The sequence below is a fragment of the Pseudomonas inefficax genome (assembly GCF_900277125.1).
GTDB classification, from domain to species: domain Bacteria; phylum Pseudomonadota; class Gammaproteobacteria; order Pseudomonadales; family Pseudomonadaceae; genus Aquipseudomonas; species Aquipseudomonas inefficax.
Genome location: NZ_OPYN01000224.1, coordinates 193437 through 212274 on the forward strand (window position 1 = coordinate 193437; position 18838 = coordinate 212274).

17 protein-coding genes and 1 pseudogene are annotated in these 18838 nt (G+C 63.5%); 6 read left to right on the forward strand and 12 right to left on the reverse strand.

Translation table 11 applies throughout. The features are described 5' to 3' along the window. Positions 1-74 precede the first annotated feature (74 nt). The 9 genes from JV551A3_RS28655 to tkt all read right to left on the reverse strand — a co-directional run bounded on the left by JV551A3_RS28655 (position 75) and on the right by tkt (position 9664). Complete coding sequence (locus JV551A3_RS28655; RefSeq protein WP_075046570.1) at positions 75-371, reverse strand: winged helix-turn-helix domain-containing protein; 297 nt, start codon at positions 369-371, stop codon at positions 75-77. A gap of 12 nt (positions 372-383) precedes the next feature. Then, entirely contained in the window at positions 384-884 is a 501-nt protein-coding gene (locus JV551A3_RS28660; RefSeq protein ID WP_084785286.1) for a M48 metallopeptidase family protein, read from the reverse strand. 39 nt (positions 885-923) lie between these two features. After that, positions 924-3050: a putative bifunctional diguanylate cyclase/phosphodiesterase gene (locus tag JV551A3_RS28665; protein ID WP_133975856.1), complete on the reverse strand. Its 2127-nt coding sequence runs from the start codon at positions 3048-3050 to the stop codon at positions 924-926. Positions 3051-3372: 322 nt separating this feature from the next. Further along, positions 3373-4437, reverse strand: a complete 1065-nt coding sequence (gene fba / locus JV551A3_RS28670; protein WP_008093958.1) for a class II fructose-bisphosphate aldolase — start codon at positions 4435-4437, stop codon at positions 3373-3375. A 100-nt stretch (positions 4438-4537) separates the two neighbouring features. Then, a complete protein-coding gene (locus JV551A3_RS28675; protein WP_133975868.1) occupies positions 4538-4867 on the reverse strand; it encodes an MliC family protein in 330 nt (109 codons plus the stop codon). 160 nt (positions 4868-5027) lie between these two features. Continuing rightward, entirely contained in the window at positions 5028-5279 is a 252-nt protein-coding gene (locus JV551A3_RS28680) for a hypothetical protein (protein WP_133975870.1), read from the reverse strand. Continuing rightward, a complete protein-coding gene (locus JV551A3_RS28685) occupies positions 5279-6442 on the reverse strand; it encodes a phosphoglycerate kinase (RefSeq protein WP_133975872.1) in 1164 nt (387 codons plus the stop codon). Before JV551A3_RS28685 ends, JV551A3_RS28680 begins: the two co-directional genes overlap by 1 nt. A 12-nt stretch (positions 6443-6454) precedes the next feature. Then, the gene (epd, locus tag JV551A3_RS28690) at positions 6455-7516 is read right to left on the reverse strand and encodes an erythrose-4-phosphate dehydrogenase (protein ID WP_013974502.1); all 1062 of its coding nucleotides are present in this window, start codon (positions 7514-7516) and stop codon (positions 6455-6457) included. Between the two features lie 150 nt (positions 7517-7666). Beyond that, a complete protein-coding gene (gene tkt, locus JV551A3_RS28695) occupies positions 7667-9664 on the reverse strand; it encodes a transketolase (protein WP_133975874.1) in 1998 nt (665 codons plus the stop codon). Positions 9665-10008: 344 nt separating this feature from the next. On the opposite strand from tkt, the gene JV551A3_RS28705 reads away from it, so the two are divergent. From JV551A3_RS28705 to JV551A3_RS28720, 4 genes are all read left to right on the forward strand, one after another. Next, complete coding sequence (locus JV551A3_RS28705; protein ID WP_133975878.1) at positions 10009-11001, forward strand: ArsR/SmtB family transcription factor; 993 nt, start codon at positions 10009-10011, stop codon at positions 10999-11001. An 18-nt stretch (positions 11002-11019) separates the two neighbouring features. Next, positions 11020-12210, forward strand: a complete 1191-nt coding sequence (gene metK, locus JV551A3_RS28710; RefSeq protein ID WP_003249375.1) for a methionine adenosyltransferase — start codon at positions 11020-11022, stop codon at positions 12208-12210. 145 nt (positions 12211-12355) lie between these two features. After that, positions 12356-14056, forward strand: a complete 1701-nt coding sequence (gene ligB / locus JV551A3_RS28715) for an NAD-dependent DNA ligase LigB (RefSeq protein WP_133975880.1) — start codon at positions 12356-12358, stop codon at positions 14054-14056. Between the two features lie 132 nt (positions 14057-14188). Beyond that, complete coding sequence (locus JV551A3_RS28720; protein ID WP_133975882.1) at positions 14189-14581, forward strand: DUF1090 domain-containing protein; 393 nt, start codon at positions 14189-14191, stop codon at positions 14579-14581. Between the two features lie 157 nt (positions 14582-14738). Here JV551A3_RS28720 and JV551A3_RS28725 read toward each other — a convergent pair whose 3' ends face one another. After that, positions 14739-15185 (reverse strand): c-type cytochrome, encoded by a 447-nt coding sequence (locus JV551A3_RS28725; protein ID WP_133975885.1) that lies wholly within the window; start codon positions 15183-15185, stop codon positions 14739-14741. 119 nt (positions 15186-15304) lie between these two features. On the opposite strand from JV551A3_RS28725, the gene mltA reads away from it, so the two are divergent. Beyond that, positions 15305-16456 (forward strand): murein transglycosylase A, encoded by a 1152-nt coding sequence (gene mltA, locus JV551A3_RS28730; RefSeq protein WP_133975887.1) that lies wholly within the window; start codon positions 15305-15307, stop codon positions 16454-16456. A gap of 115 nt (positions 16457-16571) precedes the next feature. On the opposite strand, the gene JV551A3_RS28740 is transcribed toward mltA, so the two are convergent. Together JV551A3_RS28740 and JV551A3_RS28745 are read right to left on the reverse strand one after the other, a co-directional pair. Further along, complete coding sequence (locus tag JV551A3_RS28740) at positions 16572-16958, reverse strand: MAPEG family protein (protein ID WP_075046579.1); 387 nt, start codon at positions 16956-16958, stop codon at positions 16572-16574. A gap of 28 nt (positions 16959-16986) precedes the next feature. Beyond that, on the reverse strand, positions 16987-17820 hold the full coding sequence (locus JV551A3_RS28745; protein WP_112249375.1) for an EamA family transporter: 834 nt from the start codon (positions 17818-17820) through the stop codon (positions 16987-16989). Between the two features lie 283 nt (positions 17821-18103). Between JV551A3_RS28745 and JV551A3_RS28750 the strand changes: the two are divergent. Next, a pseudogene (locus JV551A3_RS28750) lies at positions 18104-18838 on the forward strand (cation:proton antiporter domain-containing protein); the annotation flags it as partial.

Consider the following 18838-nt stretch of genomic DNA (forward strand, 5'->3'; position numbering starts at 1 on the left):
GCGGTGGATGGCACGGGCTTCGCCCGTGTTCGCGGGCACGCCCGCTCCCACAGGGAATGCGTCAGCTTTTCGATTCAGGGATAACCCAGCACCTCGCGAACCTGCCGCAAGTGCCGGATGATCCACTGCTTGTCGATCGCTCCCCAGTCATGAATGCGGTAATGCCCGGCGTGGTTGCGCGCGCCTTCCTGCTGTTCGAACTCGCAGACGATATCCAGGTCGGCCAGCGCCGCAATGGTGTCCTGAGCGGTGCGCCGGGGCATGCCGGTGGCCTCCATCAGGGCCGGTACGCTGGTCGCGGTCTGGCTGTCGATCAGCCAGGCCACGTACAGGCGGCGGTAGAAGCTGCTCTTGGTCTTGCTCACTTCCATGCTGCGTGGTCCTTAACAGTTGCCCGGCAGCTCCCGATAGGTCAGGTAGACGCGCAGGTCGAATTCCAGTTGGTGGTAGTCCGGCTCCATATGCTGGCAGAGCTGGTAGAACGCCTTGTTGTGGTCGCGCTCGCGCAGGTGCGCCAGTTCGTGTACCACGATCATGCGCAAGAATTGCGGCGCAGCCTCCTTGAACAGCGAGGCGATGCGGATTTCCTTCTTCGCCTTGAGCTTGCCGCCCTGCACCCGCGATATCGCCGTATTCAGGCCCAGGGCCCGATGGGTCAGGTCGAGACGATTGTCGAACAGCACCTTGTCCAGGTTCGGCGCGCTGCGCAGGTATTGCTGGCGCAAATCCTGGGCATAGCCGTACAACGCCTTGTCGTTCTGCACGTCATGGCGGTCGGGGTAACGGCGCTGCAGGTACTCGCCCAGGCGGTCGCTGTCGATCATCTCCCGCACCTGCTGCTGCAGGTGCGGGGGGTAGGCTTGCAAGTATCGTAATACGGTCATGGCGCTGCATTCGGTGTAACGAATGCCGATTCTAGCCAATCATGGCCCCGGCCAGGAGAAAATCGCCGGGAAGCTGCTGGCATCCGTGGCGGTCATCGGGTAAGCCACCAGGAACCCCTGCACGTACTCACAACCATTGGCCTTGAGCCAGGCCGCCTGGGCCGGGGTTTCCACCCCCTCGGCGATCACCGTGATGCTGTAGTCGGCGCACAGGCTGACGACGCTTCGCACCAGCGCTGTATCCACCGCCGAATCGGGCAGGCGCGCCACCAGGTGGCGGTCGAGCTTGAGTGTATCTATCGGCAGGTCGCGCAACATGCGCAACGAACAGTCGCCGGCACCAAAATCATCCAGCGCTACCCGTACACCCAGCTCGCGCAAGCGGTGTATCTGTTTCACCGCCGCATCGATATTGTACATCAGCGAGGTTTCCGCCACTTCCACTTCCAGTTGCGCCGGGTCCAGCTGGTAAAGCTGGATGACCCGGTGCAGCTCGTCGACCAGGCTGGGCATTGCGAACTGTGCACGGCTCAGGCTGATACCCAGCACCAGGTCCGCCGGGAAACGCTGGCACCATGCCTGGCGCTGAGCCGCGCCCTGGCGGTAGATCCAGCTGGCCAGGCGGTTGATCAAACGCGCCTCTTCCAGCAACGGGATGAACAGCCCCGGCGGTACGTCGCCGACACTGGGATGCTGCCAGCGCAGCAAGGCCTCGAAGCCACGCAAGCGGCCATCGTGGAAGCCGACCTGTGGCTGGTAAACCAGTGTGAAGTCTTGCTGCTCCACGGCCGTGCGTACGCTGTCCTCGAGCATCAGCCGCGAACGCGCCCGGCCGTTGAGCTCCTGATCGTAGAAGCGATACTGCTGGCGCCCCGCCTGCTTGGCCGCGTACATCGCCGCATCGGCCGCGCGCAACAGGCCTTCGACATTGGCGCCGCAATCCGGATAGGTGGCGATACCGATGCTCACCCCAAGGCTCACATCCAGCCCTTCCACCTGATGGCTGATGGAAATGCGCTCCAGCAACCGCTCGGCATAGCGCCCGGCCTGCTCCGGGTAAGGCAGGCTGTCGAACAGTGCGGTGAACTCGTCCCCGCCCATGCGCGCCAGCAACGCTTCACTGCCCAGGCAATCCTTGAGCTGTTCGGCCACCCAGTGCAGTACCCGGTCGCCCGCGTCGTGGCCGAGCGAGTCGTTGATGCGCTTGAAACCATCCAGGTCCATGTACATCAGCGCCTGCGCCTTGTCCGAGCGCTCGTTGCGCAGCAGCACACCTTCGGCGGCCTGGTAGAACCCGCGGCGGTTGAGCAGGCCGGTAAGCGGGTCGGTGACGGCCTGGTACTCCAGCTGCTGGTGCAGGTTGCGCACCACTGACATGTCCAGCACGGTGACTACCATGCCCTGCTGTTCGGCCGGCAGTGGCGCACAGGACAACGCCACCGGCACCAGTTCGCCGCCAAGGGTACGCAGCTGGGCATCGTGCACGCGGAAGATGCGCCGCCCCAGGTAGGCCTGGTAGAAGTCCGATTCGTTCCACAAGCAGGCAGTGGCCAGGTGCACCAGTTCGAGCAGATGGGCGCCCTGCAACTGCTGCACAGGCGCTGACAACAAACGGGAAATGGCCGGGTTGGCAAAGCTGATGATGCCCTGGGCATCCACCACCAGAATGCCCTCGGCGGCGTTCTCCAGGATCGACGCGTTGAACGCCCTGGCCGCTTCCAGCTCTCGGGTCAGGCGCTGCAGCATGCGCCGGTTGCGCTGCTGGTCGAGCAGCGCCTGGACCTTGGGCTTGAGAATTTGCGGGTCGAACGGTTTGAACATGTAGTCCACGGCGCCACTGGCGTAGCCCTTGAGCACGGCCGCTTCGGACTGTTCGTTGGCGGTGAGGAAAATGATCGGGGTCAGCCGTGTGCGCTGGCTGCCGCGCATAAGCCGGGCGACTTCGAAGCCGTCCATCTCCGGCATCTGTACATCCAGCAGGACCAGGTCGACATCGTGCTCGAGCAACGCGCTCAGGGCTTCCATCCCCGAGTTTGCCGTCAACACCTGCCAATCCTGACGGGCCAGCAATGCCCGCATGCTGATGAGGTTTTCGGGGTAATCGTCTACCACCAGAAGAACCGAGTTGCCATCCACTAGCTGAGGTTGAGGGTGAGCGCCATCCATGCTGCTTCTCTGTTATGTGACCGACTTCAATATACGGTTGGATCCACTAGTACTCTAGACCTGAGCGGATAACACGCAATGCAATCAGAACGCTATCAGTGCCTCAACTCTACGGTAGCCGACTAACGGTCGCTTTGCAGGGAATATGTGCCGGCCTCTTCGCGGGCATGCCCGCTCCCACAGGTACTGCACGGTCTGGAGATTTGCATGCTCCCTGTGGGAGCGGGCGCGCCCGCGAAGAGGCCATCACCGATGCCAGGTTCTAACACCCAAAAATGAAAAAGCCCGCATCGCTGCGGGCTTTTTCATCAATGCCAGAAGATCAGTTGACCTTGGCGGCCAGCTCACCTTTCAGGTAGCGCTGGAACATGCCTTCCAGGGAGATCGGCTTGATCTTCGAGGCATTGCCAGCCGTGCCGAAGGCTTCGTAACGGGCGATACAAACGTCACGCATGGCCTTGACGGTTTCACCGAAGAACTTGCGCGGGTCGAACTCGCTCGGGTTCTGCGCCATCAGGCGGCGCATGGCACCGGTGGAGGCCAGACGCAGGTCGGTGTCGATGTTGACCTTGCGCACGCCGTGCTTGATACCTTCGACGATTTCCTCGACCGGTACACCGTAGGTTTCCTTGATGTCGCCGCCGTACTGGTTGATGATCGCCAGCCACTCTTGCGGTACCGAGGACGAACCGTGCATCACCAGGTGGGTATTGGGGATGCGCTTGTGGATTTCCTTGATGCGGTCGATGGCCAGCACGTCACCGGTTGGTGGCTTGGTGAACTTGTAGGCACCGTGGCTGGTACCGATGGCAATCGCCAGGGCGTCGACCTGGGTCTTCTTGACGAAGTCGGCGGCCTCTTCCGGGTCAGTCAGCATCTGGCTGTGGTCCAGCACGCCTTCGGCGCCAATACCGTCTTCTTCACCGGCCATGCCGGTTTCCAGCGAACCCAGGCAGCCCAGCTCGCCTTCTACCGAAACGCCGCAGGCGTGTGCCATGGCAACGGTCTGCTGGGTAACGCGGACGTTGTATTCGTAGTCGGTCGGGGTCTTGCCGTCTTCACCCAGCGAGCCGTCCATCATCACCGAGCTGAAACCCAGCTGGATCGAGCGCTGGCAGACGTCGGGGCTGGTGCCGTGGTCCTGGTGCATGCACACCGGGATATGCGGGAATTCTTCGATGGCTGCCAGGATCAAGTGACGCAGGAACGGCGCACCGGCGTATTTGCGGGCACCGGCCGAAGCCTGGACGATCACCGGGGAGTCGGTCTTGTCGGCCGCTTCCATGATGGCGCGCATCTGCTCGAGGTTGTTGACGTTGAAAGCTGGTACGCCGTAACCGAACTCGGCGGCGTGGTCCAGCATCTGGCGCATGCTAATGAGTGCCATTGTGTATCTCTCTCCCGACAAGCGTCGTTTGTTTCGTGCAAGCCTGCCGCAGGGGCGGTTGCTGTTCAAGTAGTGTGGGCCACCCTCGCGGCCCGGCCAGTCACGGTGCCTTGCAGCCCCGCCCAATCAGATCGTTGGTTGCCACCCAGTACACCAGGCCTTCTTCGCCCTTGGTATGGAAGGCCAGCATGCCATCGCTGTACAGCGCACCCGAGGCACCCGGCTCGGCCTTGAGCCGGTAGACCTGGTCGCCGCCACCAAGACGCACATCGACCTGGTCGCGCTGCGCATCGGCGAAGCGCCACAGCACTTCAGCCTGGGAGTCGCAGACCCAACGGGTCCATTCGTCTGCCGGGGCGGGTTGCGCCGGCTTCAGTAGCGAGCATCCTGCCAGTGTCGCCAGGGCCGTCACGGCCAAAAGCGCTTTCATTCAGTTTCCTCGATTGGGGGCTGCTGTGCAGCCCTTCGCGGGCTTGCCCGCTCCCACAGGTCAAGCGCTGTACCTGTGGGAGCGGGCAAGCCCGCGAAGGGCCGCACAGCGGCCCCTACCTCAAGACCACAAATCAGCCTTCAGGTTGCCTGTTACCCGATCAAGGGCAACCTGGCGCCTTGCGCTGGTGGTCTTCGTCGTACTTTTCCAGGCCTTCCGGGCCCACGCGCTTGCTGATGACCGGCACAGTCTCGGCCTGCCACTCGGACTGGTAGCAACCGCCCTTGGGCGACCGCGCCGGGTCGGCATCCGAGGCCGGGCTGCCGGCGCATGCGCTCAGCAAGCCAGCCAGCATCATCACAGGCAATTGCTTGACCATCTGGCCACTCCCTTTGCCAAGCGCCGACGTCATCAGGCCTTGGCCCGCTCTTCCAGAATCGCCACGGCCGGCAGGACCTTGCCCTCGACGAACTCGAGGAAGGCGCCACCACCGGTAGAAATGTAGGAGATATCGGCGCCAACGCCATATTTGTCGATGGCTGCCAGGGTGTCCCCGCCGCCGGCAATGGAGAACGCGGCGCTGTCGGCGATGGCCTTGGCCAGTACCTTGGTGCCGTTGCCGAACTGGTCGAACTCGAACACGCCGACCGGGCCGTTCCACAGGATGGTCTTCGACGACTTCAGCAGCTCGGCGAAATTGGCTGCGGTTTGCGGGCCGATGTCCAGGATCATGTCGTCGGCGGCAACGTCGGCAATGGCCTTGACGGTGGCTTCGGCGCTCTCGGCGAACTCTTTGGCAACCACCACGTCGACCGGCAGAGGCACGCTGACCTTGGCGGCGATGGCCTTGGCGGTGTCGACCAGGTCAGGCTCGTACAGCGACTTGCCTACCGGATGGCCGGCTGCGGCCAGGAAGGTGTTGGCAATGCCGCCACCGACGATCAGCTGGTCGCAGACCGAGCTCAGGCTGTTCAGCACGTCCAGCTTGGTGGAAACCTTGGAACCGGCAACGATGGCCGCCATCGGCTTGGCGGGGGCCTTCAGGGCCTTGCCCAGGGCGTCCAGCTCGGCAGCCAGCAGCGGGCCGGCAGCAGCGACCTTGGCGAACTTGGCAACGCCATGGGTAGAACCTTCGGCACGGTGGGCAGTACCGAATGCGTCCATGACGAACACGTCGCACAGGGCGGCGTATTTCTGCGCCAGTTCGTCGGCGTTCTTCTTCTCACCCTTGTTGAAGCGCACGTTCTCGAACAGCACCAGGTCACCAGCATTGACCTCGACACCGTCCAGGTAATCGGCAACCAGTGGCACGTCGCGGCCCAGGGCCTTGCTCAGGTAGTCTGCGACCGGCTTTAGGCTGTTCTCGGCAGAGAACTCACCCTCGGTCGGGCGGCCCAGGTGCGAGCAGACCATTACCGCCGCGCCCTTCTCCAGGGCCAGCTTGATGGTCGGCAGCGCTGCCAGGATACGCGCGTCGCTGGCTACCACACCGTCCTTCACAGGCACGTTGAGGTCTTCGCGGATCAGTACGCGCTTACCTTGCAGGTCGAGGTCGGTCATCTTCAACACGGTCATGAATGCAGTCCTTCAGGGCTGTTTGTTGCGGGTTGGGTGGACGACGTGCAGATAGTGTTCGGCAACGTCGAGCATACGGTTGGCGAACCCCCACTCGTTGTCGAACCAGGCCAGCAGGTTCACCAGGCGGGGGCCGGAAACACGGGTCTGGCTGGCATCGACGATCGCCGAATGCGGGTCATGGTTGAAATCACAGCTGGCGTGGGGCAACTCGGTATAGGCCAGCAAGCCTTTGAGCGGGCCTTCCAGCGCCGCCTCGCGCAGCACCCGGTTGACTTCGGCCGCGCTGGTATCGCGGGCGGTCTGCAGGGTGATGTCCAGACACGAGACGTTGACGGTTGGTACGCGTACCGCTTTGGCCTGGATTCGCCCGGCAAGTTCCGGAAGCAGGCGCTCGATACCACGTGCCAGACCAGTGGACACCGGGATCACCGACTGGAAGGCCGAACGCGTGCGGCGCAGGTCTTCATGGTGATAGGCGTCAATCACCGGCTGGTCGTTCATCGCCGAGTGGATGGTGGTGATCTGCACGTACTCGATGCCGAATGCCTGGTCCAGCACGCGCAGCAGCGGCACGCCGCAGTTGGTGGTGCACGATGCGTTGGACACCAGGCGCTCGTTGCCGGTCAGGCAAGCCTGATTGACGCCGTAGACCACCGTGGCATCGACGTCGGCCTCGCTGGCCATCGGCTGCGAGAACAGCACCCGCGGCGCCCCGGCGTCGAGGAAGCGCTGGCCATCGGCACGGGTGTGGTAGGCGCCGGAGCATTCCAGCACCAGGTCGATATCCAGGGCGGCCCAGTCGATGCCTTCGGGGGTGGCACTGCGCATCACCTTCACGCAGTCGCCATTGATATGCAGACAGTCGCCATCGACCTTCACCTCACCGGGGAAACGCCCGTGGGTGGAGTCGAAGCGTGTCAGGTATTCCAGGCTGGCCTGGTCGGCCAGGTCGTTCAGCGCGACGATCTCGAAACCGGCCTTTGCCCCCCGCTCGAACAGCGCGCGCAGGACACAGCGGCCGATACGGCCATAACCGTTGAGTGCAACTTTGTAGGGACGCAGGTGGGGCATAGGTAGCTCTTGAACTCCGGCAGTTGAACGGGGCCGCTGCGCAGCCCATTCGCGGCACAAGGCCGCTCCTACAAGGGACGGCGTACGCAATACCCTGTAGGAGCGGCCTTGTGCCGCGAACGAGGGCCAAAGGCCCTCGCCTTCCTTGTATCAGTCTTCCAGCAGCTCTTCGGCAGTACCGAGGATGTTCTCCACGGTGAAGCCGAACTCTTCGAACAGTGCCGAAGCCGGCGCCGACTCACCGTAGGTGGTCATGCCGATGACACGACCTTCCAGGCCGACGTACTTGTACCAGAAGTCGGCGTGTGCGGCTTCGATGGCGATACGCGCACCTACTTCCAGCGGCAGCACGGACTGCTTGTAGGCAGCGTCCTGGGCATCGAACACGCTGGTGCACGGCATGGAAACCACGCGCACCTTGCGGCCTTGTTCGGTCAGCTTGGCGTACGCCTGAACAGCCAGGCCCACTTCGGAACCGGTGGCGATCAGGATCAGCTCAGGCTCGCCGGCGCAGTCCTTGAGCACGTAGCCGCCGCGGCTGATGTCGGCGATCTGCTGGGCGTCGCGTTCCTGGTGCTGCAGGTTCTGGCGCGAGAAGATCAGCGCCGAAGGGCCGTCCTTGCGCTCCAGGGCGTTTTTCCAGGACACGGCGGATTCCACCGCGTCGGCTGGGCGCCAGGTGTCCAGGTTCGGCGTGCTGCGCAGGCTGGTCAGTTGCTCGATCGGCTGGTGAGTCGGGCCGTCTTCGCCCAGGCCGATGGAGTCGTGGGTGTAGACATGGATCACGCGCTGCTTCATCAGCGCCGACATGCGCACGGCGTTACGGGCGTATTCCATGAACATCAGGAAGGTCGCGCCGTAAGGCACCAGGCCACCGTGCAGGGCAACGCCGTTCATGATGGCGGTCATGCCGAACTCGCGCACGCCGTAGAACACGTAGTTGCCGCTGGCGTCGTTGGCTTCGACACCCTTGCAGCCCTTCCACAGGGTCAGGTTGGAACCGGCCAGGTCGGCCGAACCGCCGAGGAACTCTGGCAGCAGCGGGCCGAAGGCATTCAGGGCGTTCTGGCTGGCCTTGCGGCTGGCGATGGTTTCGCCCTTGGCAGCCACTTCGTTGATGTAGGCCTGGGCCTTCTCGCTGAAGTCGGCCGGCAGCTCGCCGCTGGCACGGCGCTTGAACTCGGCAGCCAGCTCCGGGTAGGCCTTGGCGTAGGCATCGAAGCGCTGGTTCCAGTCGGCTTCGGCCTTGGCACCAGCAGCCTTGGCGTCCCACTCGGCGTAGATCTCGGCCGGGATTTCGAATGGGCCGTGGTTCCAGTTCAATTCCTTGCGGGCCAGGGCGATTTCGTCGTTGCCCAGCGGTGCGCCGTGGCAGTCTTCCTTGCCCTGCTTGTTCGGCGAGCCGAAACCGATGATGGTCTTGCAGCAGATCAGGGTCGGGCGAGCGCTCTTGCGGGCGGTCTCGATGGCGGTCTTGATCTCGTCGGCGTCATGGCCGTCGACGTTGCGGATCACCTGCCAGTTGTACGCTTCGAAGCGCGCCGGGGTGTTGTCGGTGAACCAGCCGTGCACTTCGCCGTCGATGGAAATGCCGTTGTCGTCGTAGAAGGCGATCAGCTTGTTCAGGCCCAGGGTGCCGGCCAGCGAGGCGACTTCGTGGGAGATACCTTCCATCATGCAGCCGTCGCCGAGGAACACGTAGGTGTTGTGGTCGACGATGTTGTGGCCGTCACGGTTGAACTGGGCAGCGAGCACTTTTTCGGCCAGGGCGAAGCCCACGGCGTTGGCGATACCCTGGCCGAGCGGGCCGGTGGTGGTCTCGACGCCTGGGGTGTAGCCGTATTCCGGGTGGCCCGGGGTGCGGCTGTGCAGCTGGCGGAAGCCTTTGATGTCATCGATGGTGACGTCGTAGCCGGTCAGGTGCAGCAGCGAGTAGATCAGCATCGAACCGTGGCCGTTGGACAGTACGAAGCGGTCACGGTCGGCGAAACTCGGGTTGCTCGGGTTGTGCTTCAGATAGTCGCGCCAAAGCACTTCGGCGATATCCGCCATGCCCATGGGGGCACCTGGGTGGCCGCTGTTGGCCTTTTGCACGGCATCCATGCTGAGGGCACGAATGGCGTTGGCACGTTCACGACGGCTGGGCATCGCTGATCTCCTGAGGGGCTTGAATAGGTGGTGTCACGAAAAAAGGCGGCCATTTTCGCCCACTGGGGGGGCTTGGGGCAATGACGTATGGTCGCAGTCGGGGGATTTTCCTCTGATTGGCACTCATTTCGGGGCAAAATCTGGAAATCGATGCCGGCTTCTTCGCGGGTGAACCCGCTCCCACAGGGTCGCACCAAGCCTGAGGGCAGTACTGAACCTGTGGGAGCGGGTTCACCCGCGAAGAGGCCAGCAATGGCAGCCTCGCCCTCCGCCCATCATCCAATATCAAAACTTTTTGATATTGCCCTTGCTAGGGCAACGATGCCTGTCTAGACTGCCGCACCATGAACCTCCGTGCGCAATCGATCCCCGAGCAACGCGAAGCATTGGCAGCCCTGTGCAAAGCCAGTGGCGACGAGTTGCGCCTGAACGTATTGCGCGCCCTGGCCAACGACTCGTTCGGCGTGCTGGAACTGGCGCAGATCTTCGATGTGGGCCAGTCGGGCATGAGCCACCACCTGAAGGTGCTGGCCCAGGCCGAGCTGGTGGCAACCCGCCGCGAGGGCAACGCCATCTTCTACCGCCGCGCCCTGCCCGACAGCCTGCGCCTGGGCGGTCGGCTGCATGCGGCGTTGCTCGAAGAGGTGGATGACCTGACCCTGCCGCCTGACGTGCAGGCGCGCATCGCCCAGGTACAGCAGCGCCGCGCAGCCACCAGCCAGGACTTCTTCCTGCGCGTGGAAGAGAAGTTCCGCGCTCAGCAAGACCTGATCGCCGGCCTGCCGCAGTACCGCGAAAGCCTGCTGGCGTTGCTCGACAAACTGAATTTCGACCCGGCCGCCAGCGCCCTGGAGGTCGGCCCCGGCGACGGTGGCTTCCTGCCCGACCTGGCCCGGCGCTTCGCCCAGGTCACTGCCCTGGACAACAGCCCGACCATGCTCGAACTGGCGCGCCAGGTGTGCCAGCGCGAAGGGCTCGACAATGTGAACCTGCAGTTGGCCGATGCACTGGGTGCAACGGATGTGGCCGCCGACTGCGTTGTGCTGAACATGGTGCTGCACCATTTCAGCGACCCGGCCCTGGCCCTGCGCCAGCTGGCCAAAAGGGTGAAGGCAGGCGGCAGCCTGCTGGTAACCGAACTGTGCAGCCATGACCAGGGGTGGGCGCGCGAAGCCTGCGGCGACCTGTGGCTTGGCTTCGAGCAGGACGACCTGGCCCGTTGGGCCAACGCCGCCGGGCTGGCCCCCGGGGACAGCCTGTACGTGGGTTTGCGTAACGGTTTCCAGATCCAGGTCCGCCATTTCCAGCGGACGGCTGGCGACATACACCATCGGTAAATTTCAGGAACCTTCGAGATGAGCGAATACTCCCTTTTCACCTCCGAGTCCGTGTCCGAAGGGCATCCGGACAAGATCGCCGACCAGATTTCGGACGCCGTCCTTGATGCCATCATCGCCCAGGACAAGTACGCCCGCGTAGCCTGCGAAACCCTGGTCAAGACCGGTGTCGCCATCATCGCCGGCGAAGTCACCACATCGGCCTGGGTCGACCTGGAAGACCTGGTGCGCAAGGTCATCATCGACATCGGCTACAACAGCTCCGACGTCGGCTTCGACGGCGCCACCTGCGCCGTGATGAACATCATCGGCAAGCAGTCAGTGGACATTGCCCAGGGCGTCGACCGCTCCAAGCCGGAAGACCAGGGCGCCGGTGACCAGGGCCTGATGTTCGGCTATGCCAGCAACGAAACCGAAGTGCTGATGCCAGCGCCAATCTGCTTCTCGCACCGTCTAGTCGAGCGCCAGGCCGAAGCACGCAAGTCCGGCCTGCTGCCATGGCTGCGCCCGGACGCCAAGTCGCAAGTCACCTGCCGCTACGAAAACGGCAAGGTGGTCGGCATCGACGCCGTGGTGCTGTCGACCCAGCACAACCCTGAGGTTTCGCAGAAAGACCTGCAGGAAGCCGTGATGGAGTTGATCGTCAAGCACACCCTGCCTGCCGAACTGCTGCACAAGGGCACCCAGTACCACATCAACCCGACCGGCAACTTCATCATCGGCGGCCCGGTGGGTGACTGCGGCCTGACCGGGCGCAAGATCATCGTTGACTCCTACGGCGGCATGGCCCGCCACGGTGGTGGCGCGTTCTCCGGCAAGGACCCGTCCAAGGTCGACCGTTCGGCCGCCTATGCCGGCCGCTACGTGGCCAAGAACATCGTCGCCGCAGGCCTGGCCGAGCGTTGCGAGATCCAGGTGTCGTACGCCATTGGCGTGGCCCAGCCGACCTCCATCTCGATCAATACCTTCGGTACCGGCAAGGTCTCCGACGACAAGATCATCCAGCTGGTGCGCGAGTGCTTCGACCTGCGTCCTTACGCCATCACCACCATGCTCGACCTGCTGCACCCGATGTACCAGGAAACCGCTGCCTACGGCCACTTCGGCCGTACTCCGCAGCAGAAGACTGTCGGCGACGACACCTTCACCACCTTCACCTGGGAGCGCACCGACCGCGCCCAGTCGCTGCGTGACGCTGCCGGCCTGTAAATTTCCCATCGCGCTGGTCAAAAGCCCCTGCCGAGCAATCGGCAGGGGCTTTTTTGTGACATATGGGCTGACAAACGCTGCATGGCAACCCGCACGCAACCTGCCTAGGCTGAGGGCTCCCACCCGCCATGCAAGGATGCTGGCCATGCCGTTGATACTGCTGTTCACCCTGCTGTTGACACTGAGCTCCCCCCTGGCACGTGCCGCCCCATGCCCTACCTGGAACCCGCAACAAGTCGAGGCTGAAGTAAGCCGACTAAGTGCCACGCTCGCCCACTGGGACGACCACTACCACCGCCAGGGCGTTGCGCTCGTACCCGATGAACTCTACGACCAGAGCCGCCAGCGCCTGACGCACCTGCAGCAATGCTTTGGCATCGCGACCATCCAGTCTCCGCTGGCCAGCGCTGGCGGGCCGATCCCGCATCCGGTGCCGCATACCGGCGTCGACAAGCTGGCCGACCGCCTGGCTGTAGAACGCTGGCTGGCCGGCAAGACCGATGTCTGGGTGCAGCCAAAGGTCGATGGCGTAGCGGTCTCCCTCATTTACCGACAGGGCCGGCTGGAGCAGTTGATCAGCCGCGGGGACGGCGTGCAGGGGCACGACTGGAGCCGCCACATTCCCCAGCTCCACGCCATCAATCGGCAGTTGCCCCAGGCCATCGACCTGCAACTGCAGGGCGAACTGTACCTGCGTCTGGACGCGCACGTGCAAGCCCAGGCAGGCAGCGCCAACGCCCGAGGGACGGTAGCCGGGCTGCTGGCTCGCAAGCAGCTGGGTCGTGAGCAAGGCGAGCGCATTGGCCTGTTCGTGTGGGACTGGCCGCGCGGCCCCGAGCAGCAGGCCGAACGCCTCGCGCAGCTGGCGGAACTGGGCTTTGCGCACAGCCGGGATTACAGCGTCGCCATAAAAACAGTGGACGATGCGGCGCACTGGCGTGAGTACTGGTACCGCTCACCCCTGCCCTTCGCCACCGATGGCGTGGTGCTGCGCCAAGGCGTCCGGCCACCGGCCGAGCGCTGGCAGGCCAAGGCCCTCTATTGGATCGCAGCGTGGAAGCACCCGTACACACAGGCCTTGGCCGAAGTGCGCGAGGTCCGCTTCCGCATCGGCCGCACCGGTAGGGTCACACCGGTCTTGCAGGTGCTGCCGGTTACCCTGGATGACCGGCGAATCACCCAGGTGAGCCTGGGCTCGCTGGCACGTTGGCTCAAGCTCGACATCCGTCCCGGTGACCTGGTGGCCGTCAGCCTTGCCGGGCTGACCATCCCACGCCTGGAGCAAGTGGTGCACCGCTCCGCCGAGCGGCAACCGGCGACCGCACCAGCGCCCGGCCAACATCATGCCCACAGCTGCTGGCAGATCAGCGAAGGCTGCGAGGACCAGTTCATTGCCCGCCTCACCTGGCTCAGCGGCAAGCAGGGGCTGGCCCTGCCGCGTACCGGCCCTGGCACCTGGCGCCGATTGGTGGCCGCCGGGCTGGTGACCTCGATGACCGACTGGCTGCATCTGGACGCCGAGCGCCTGGGCCAGGTAACCGGTATCAGTGACGCAACGGCTGCGCAGTTGCTCGGCAGTTTCGACCAAGCCCGCTCACGGCCCTTTGCCCAATGGCTGCGCGGGCTGGGCGCGCCCACACCCACCGGCATGCAGGTGACAGGCGACTGGCTGGAGCTTGCTGCCCGCACCAACCTTGAATGGCAAGCCATGCCCGGTATCGGCGAAAAGCGCGGGCAACAGCTTGCAGGATTTTTTGCGGCCACCGAGGTGCAAGCCATTGCAACGCAGCTGGCCAAGGCAGGGATCGACGGCTTCCGGCCCGACAGGCAAAGCATCAAGCAATGATTGTTTACCAATTTACTCGTAGGAAAATCCTGAGATTAAGCCGGAAAAGCCCAACAAGGGTTTCTAAATGGGCAAAACCAAGGCAGGATTTCCCCCAACTTTTGCTGCCCCGCCCCGTCAAGGAGGCTTTTCATGAAACGTATTTCGACCCTTTTCCTGCTCGCGACACTGGGCCTGGCCGCTGCTGCCGCACAAGCCGCCCAGCCAGATGCCGGCCTGACCGGTTGCGCCGCCAAGCGCAGCGCCATCGAGAACCAGTTGAAGATTGCCCGAGACCACGGCAACAACGACCAGGCCGAAGGGCTCGAAGAGGCGCTGCGAGGAGTCGACAACTGCACCGATGCCGGCCTGCGCAAGGAACGTGAGCAAAAGGTGCTCGACGCCCGTCACGAAGTGGCGCAGCGGGAAAGGGACTTGAAGAAAGCCGAGAAGAAAGGCGATTCGGAGAAGATCAACAAGCGCAAGGACAAGCTGGCCGAGTCGCGCAAAGAACTGCAGGAAGCGGTAGAGGATCTCGACCGCTGAGGCTCCGACCGGGCGAACGCGATCATTGTAGGAGCGGCCTTGTGTCGCGATAGGGCTGCGCAGCGGCCCCAGGATTTCAGCTGATGCACAAATCGCCGGGGCCGCTTTGCGGCCCATCGCGACACAAGGCCGCTCCTACACAGAGCAATGCAGGCAATCAATGATTGCGGAATTCGGTATGACAGGCCTTGCAAGCTGCTTCGACCTTGTCCATCGGCGCCTTCAACTGCGCAGCGTCCAGCGGCTGGCCACGGGTGACATCGACCAGTTCGCCAGTGACGCCTTCCAGCTGCCGGGCCAGGTCATGAAAGCGCGTCTGCCGTTCCCATACCTCGGCCCGTGCGCTACTGTCGCCGCCATCACGCGCCTGTGGAAAGTGCTGCCAGGGCTGGTGCGAAAGGTTGTCCAGCTTCAGCGCACCGTCGGCAAACTTCACCCCGTCGAACGGCAACCGCCCACGCAACATGCCGCCCAGGTCTTCGCTGGTCTTGAGCATGTCCTTGAAGATTACCTTGCGCTTGCCCAGCGGGGAGTTCGGGTCAACCCGGTCGCAACCACCCAGGGCCAGTGCTGCCAGCAGAACAACGGTCAATCGCTTCAACATCACGGTCACTTCGGCCTACGCAAATGGGTGGCCAGTATCGCTGCCCAACGGCCAAAGACCAATAGCCACATAAAAAACAGGGGCGAATATCCGTATTCACCCATGACAGGAATGTATTCATGAAATCTGCCCTGCGCCACCTGGTCTGGACACTCCCGGCACTGGCCCTGCTGGCCGGCTGCAACGGTGGTGAAAGCGCCAAGCCCGAACCGCATGCCATCGCCACCTACGCCAATGCCACCTGGCAGGACCTGCCCAGCGTCAGCGACAGCGACCTGGTGGCGGGCTTCCAGGCCTGGCGCAACGGCTGTGAAAAGCTCAAGCGCGACACCGTCTGGGCCAGCACCTGTGAAGCAGCCGCCGACGTGCCCGACAATGCCTTGCAGGTGCGCGCCTTCCTGCAACAGAACCTGCAGGTATACGGCCTGCGTTCGGCCGAAAACAATGCCAACGGCCTCATCACCGGTTACTACGAACCGGTCTACCCTGGCAGCCTGAGCCAGTCGGCAACCAACCATGTGGCGGTTTACGGCATCCCTGACGACATGATCGTGGTCGACCTGGCCAGCGTGTATCCCGAACTCAAGGGCAAGCGCCTGCGCGGTCGCCTCGATGGCCGGGTGCTCAAGCCTTACGACACCGCCGAGGTGATCAACCGTGACGGCGTCAAGGCACCGGTGCTGGCCTGGCTGACCGACCCGATGGACCTGCAGTTCCTGCAGATCCAGGGCTCCGGCCGGGTACAACTGGAAGATGGCCGCCAGCTGCGCCTGGGTTACGCCGACCAGAACGGCCACCCCTACCGGCCGATCGGGCGCTGGCTGGTGGACCAGGGCCAGTTGAAGAAGGAAGAAGTAAGCATGGGTGCCATTCATGCCTGGGCCCAGGCCAACCCGCAGCGGGTACCGGAACTGCTCGCCAGCAACCCCAGCTACGTGTTCTTCAGCACCCGCCCGGACAGCAACGAAGGGCCGCGAGGTTCGCTGAACGTGCCGCTGACCGCTGGCTACAGCGTGGCCATCGACCGCAAGGTGATTCCGCTGGGCAGCTTGTTGTGGCTGTCCACCACTCGACCGGACGGTACACCGGTGGTACGCCCGGTGGGGGCTCAGGATACCGGCGGTGCAATTACTGGTGAAGTGCGGGCGGACTTGTTCTGGGGCACAGGGCCGGAAGCCGGGGAACTGGCCGGGAACATGAAGCAGCAGGGGCAGATCTGGATGCTGTGGCCCAAGGGCAAGCCGCTGCCTGAGGTGCCGAAAGTCCTCTGACGTTACGCTGCCCCTGTGGGAGCGGGTTTACCCGCGAAGAAGACTACGCGGTATATGGCACCGGCTTCGCCGGTGTTCGCGGCTAAAGCCGCTCCCACAGGAACCGCACCAGCTTTCAGATGGAAACCACAAAGAACGCCACGATAATCGCCATCCCGGCAAACCACACCAGCGATCGCAGCATGGCCCAGTCGGCCAGGTAACAGATGATGTAGAGCAGCCGGCTGGTGATGTACATCACACCCAGCACATCCTGGGTTACCTGCTCGGCATTGCCGACGATATCTGCCACCAGCACCGCCGCGGCAAATGCCGGGAAGGCTTCGAAACTGTTCTGCTGGGCAGCATGTGCGCGCCGCGGCAGCCCGGACAGGGTATCCAGGAAGGCGCGCGGGTCGTGGTTGTCGCGTAGGCGGAAGCGGCCACTACCGACTTTGGCGATCAACGCACACAGTGGTGGCAAGAACAGCGCGATCAGGATGCACCACAGGGCAACAGTCATGGACAGGACTCCTTGTTCAGTCTTCGGGTCAAAGCTTCATTACCAGCATGCCGGCCAACACCAGCCCGCAAGCTAGGAGTCTCGGCCCGCCAAAAGGTTCTTTCAGGTAGCGCATCCCCAACAGCACCACCAGGATCACGCTCAACTCGCGCAACGCGGCCGCCTCGGCTACCGACCCCAGGTGCATGGCCCACAGCACCAACGCGTAACTGAGCAATACACATAGCCCCACTGCCAGCCCCAGGCGCCACTGCAGGCGCCAGAACAATACGAACGGCGCACGCCGCGCCACGCTGGCCAGCAGCGGGAAGGGCCAGGCACTGAGCAAAGTCAGCCACACCAGGTAATCCCAGGGCTTACCCCACAGGCGCACGGCCTGGCCGTCGAACCAGGTGTAGCAACCAATACACAGGCCGATAAGGGCAACAACCGGCAGCATCGACCAAGGCAGCCGGTCACCGCCACCGCCCTGCCACAGCAGGCAGGCCATGCCACAGGGGATCAGCAGGATGCCGATGATCTGCTGCTGGCTCAGCGATTCCCCGGCAAAGGCCAGGGTCAGGCCCAGCACCACCAGCGGTGATAGCCCGCGCATCAGAGGATAGACCAGGCCCAGGTCGCCCACGCGATACGCCTGGATCAACAGAAAGCGGTACAGCTGCTCGGCCAGCGCCGAGGCCAGCAACCACGGCCAGATATTGGCTGGCGGCAGCTCGACGAAGGGCACTGCCAGCACCGCGAATGCCAACGCCACCGTGTCCATGCTGGCAATCACCAGCAAGCGTTCGCCGCTGAATTTGATCAGGGTATTCCAGGTCGCGTGCAGCAGGGCAGCGACCAGCACCAGGGATGTTGCCAACACGCCTTGTTGTCCTTATGGCTGTTTCTGGCTGGGACTATACAGCGCTCAAGGGGCCGTTGTGGGAGCGGGCACGCCCACGAAGCTGCGACTAGGTGTATGGCACCGGCTTTGCCGGTGTTCGCGGGCACGCCCGCTCCCACAGGGGACCTCGGTGAGGCGGGTTAACGGGAACGATTGGAACGAATCCGGTCAAACCTTGTGTCCCGAACCCCGCGCCAGGTCATCAAAGAACTGCCCGAGCCATTCGGGTTACGACTTGGAAGCCACTGTTACAGGATTCGGGATGCTTGAACTAGTTGCCGCGTTTATCTGCCTTACCACCCTCCTCACCTACGTAAATTACCGTTTCATCGGCCTGCCCCCCGCCATTGGCGTGATGGTAACGGCGCTGCTGTTTTCCCTGATGCTGCAGGGCCTGAGCCTGATCGGCTTCCCTGGCCTGGAAGCGCGCGTCGAAGGGCTGATGAACCAGATCGACTTCAACGACTTGCTGATGCACTGGATGCTGGCATTCCTGTTGTTCGCCGGCGCCTTGCACGTCAACCTTTCCGACCTGCGCAGCTACCGCTGGCCGATCGGCCTGCTGGCCACCGTCGGGGTGCTGATCGCCACCGTGGTCATCGGTTACCTGTCGCACTGGGTGTTTGCCCTGTTCGGCTGGCAGGTACCGCTGATCTATTGTCTGCTGTTCGGTGCGCTGATCTCGCCCACCGACCCGATTGCCGTACTGGGCGCGCTGCGTACCGCGAATGCCTCCAAACCCTTGAAAACCACCATCGTCGGCGAGTCGCTGTTCAATGACGGCACCGCCGTGGTGGTGTTCACCGTGTTGCTGGGCATCATCCAGCTGGGCGAAACGCCAAGCATGGCCGATACGGCCGTTCTGTTCGCCCGCTAGTCCATCGGCGGCGTAGTGTTCGGCGCGCTGATCTGCTACGCCACCTACCGCATGATCAAGAGTGTCGAGCAATACCAGTTGGAAGTGATGCTGACCCTGGCGCTTGTCATCGGCGGCTCG

Coding starts and splice junctions, on each gene's coding strand:
- JV551A3_RS28660 (WP_084785286.1), bottom strand. CDS start 884: ATGACCGTATTACGATACTTGCAAGCCTACCCCCCGCACCTGCAGCAG.
- metK (WP_003249375.1), top strand. CDS start 11,020: ATGAGCGAATACTCCCTTTTCACCTCCGAGTCCGTGTCCGAAGGGCAT.
- ligB (WP_133975880.1), top strand. CDS start 12,356: ATGCCGTTGATACTGCTGTTCACCCTGCTGTTGACACTGAGCTCCCCC.
- JV551A3_RS28675 (WP_133975868.1), bottom strand. CDS start 4,867: ATGAAAGCGCTTTTGGCCGTGACGGCCCTGGCGACACTGGCAGGATGC.
- tkt (WP_133975874.1), bottom strand. CDS start 9,664: ATGCCCAGCCGTCGTGAACGTGCCAACGCCATTCGTGCCCTCAGCATG.
- epd (WP_013974502.1), bottom strand. CDS start 7,516: ATGCCCCACCTGCGTCCCTACAAAGTTGCACTCAACGGTTATGGCCGT.
- JV551A3_RS28740 (WP_075046579.1), bottom strand. CDS start 16,958: ATGACTGTTGCCCTGTGGTGCATCCTGATCGCGCTGTTCTTGCCACCA.
- JV551A3_RS28685 (WP_133975872.1), bottom strand. CDS start 6,442: ATGACCGTGTTGAAGATGACCGACCTCGACCTGCAAGGTAAGCGCGTA.
- JV551A3_RS28720 (WP_133975882.1), top strand. CDS start 14,189: ATGAAACGTATTTCGACCCTTTTCCTGCTCGCGACACTGGGCCTGGCC.
- JV551A3_RS28665 (WP_133975856.1), bottom strand. CDS start 3,050: ATGGATGGCGCTCACCCTCAACCTCAGCTAGTGGATGGCAACTCGGTT.
- mltA (WP_133975887.1), top strand. CDS start 15,305: ATGAAATCTGCCCTGCGCCACCTGGTCTGGACACTCCCGGCACTGGCC.
- JV551A3_RS28725 (WP_133975885.1), bottom strand. CDS start 15,185: ATGTTGAAGCGATTGACCGTTGTTCTGCTGGCAGCACTGGCCCTGGGT.
- JV551A3_RS28705 (WP_133975878.1), top strand. CDS start 10,009: ATGAACCTCCGTGCGCAATCGATCCCCGAGCAACGCGAAGCATTGGCA.
- JV551A3_RS28680 (WP_133975870.1), bottom strand. CDS start 5,279: ATGACGTCGGCGCTTGGCAAAGGGAGTGGCCAGATGGTCAAGCAATTG.
- fba (WP_008093958.1), bottom strand. CDS start 4,437: ATGGCACTCATTAGCATGCGCCAGATGCTGGACCACGCCGCCGAGTTC.
- JV551A3_RS28655 (WP_075046570.1), bottom strand. CDS start 371: ATGGAAGTGAGCAAGACCAAGAGCAGCTTCTACCGCCGCCTGTACGTG.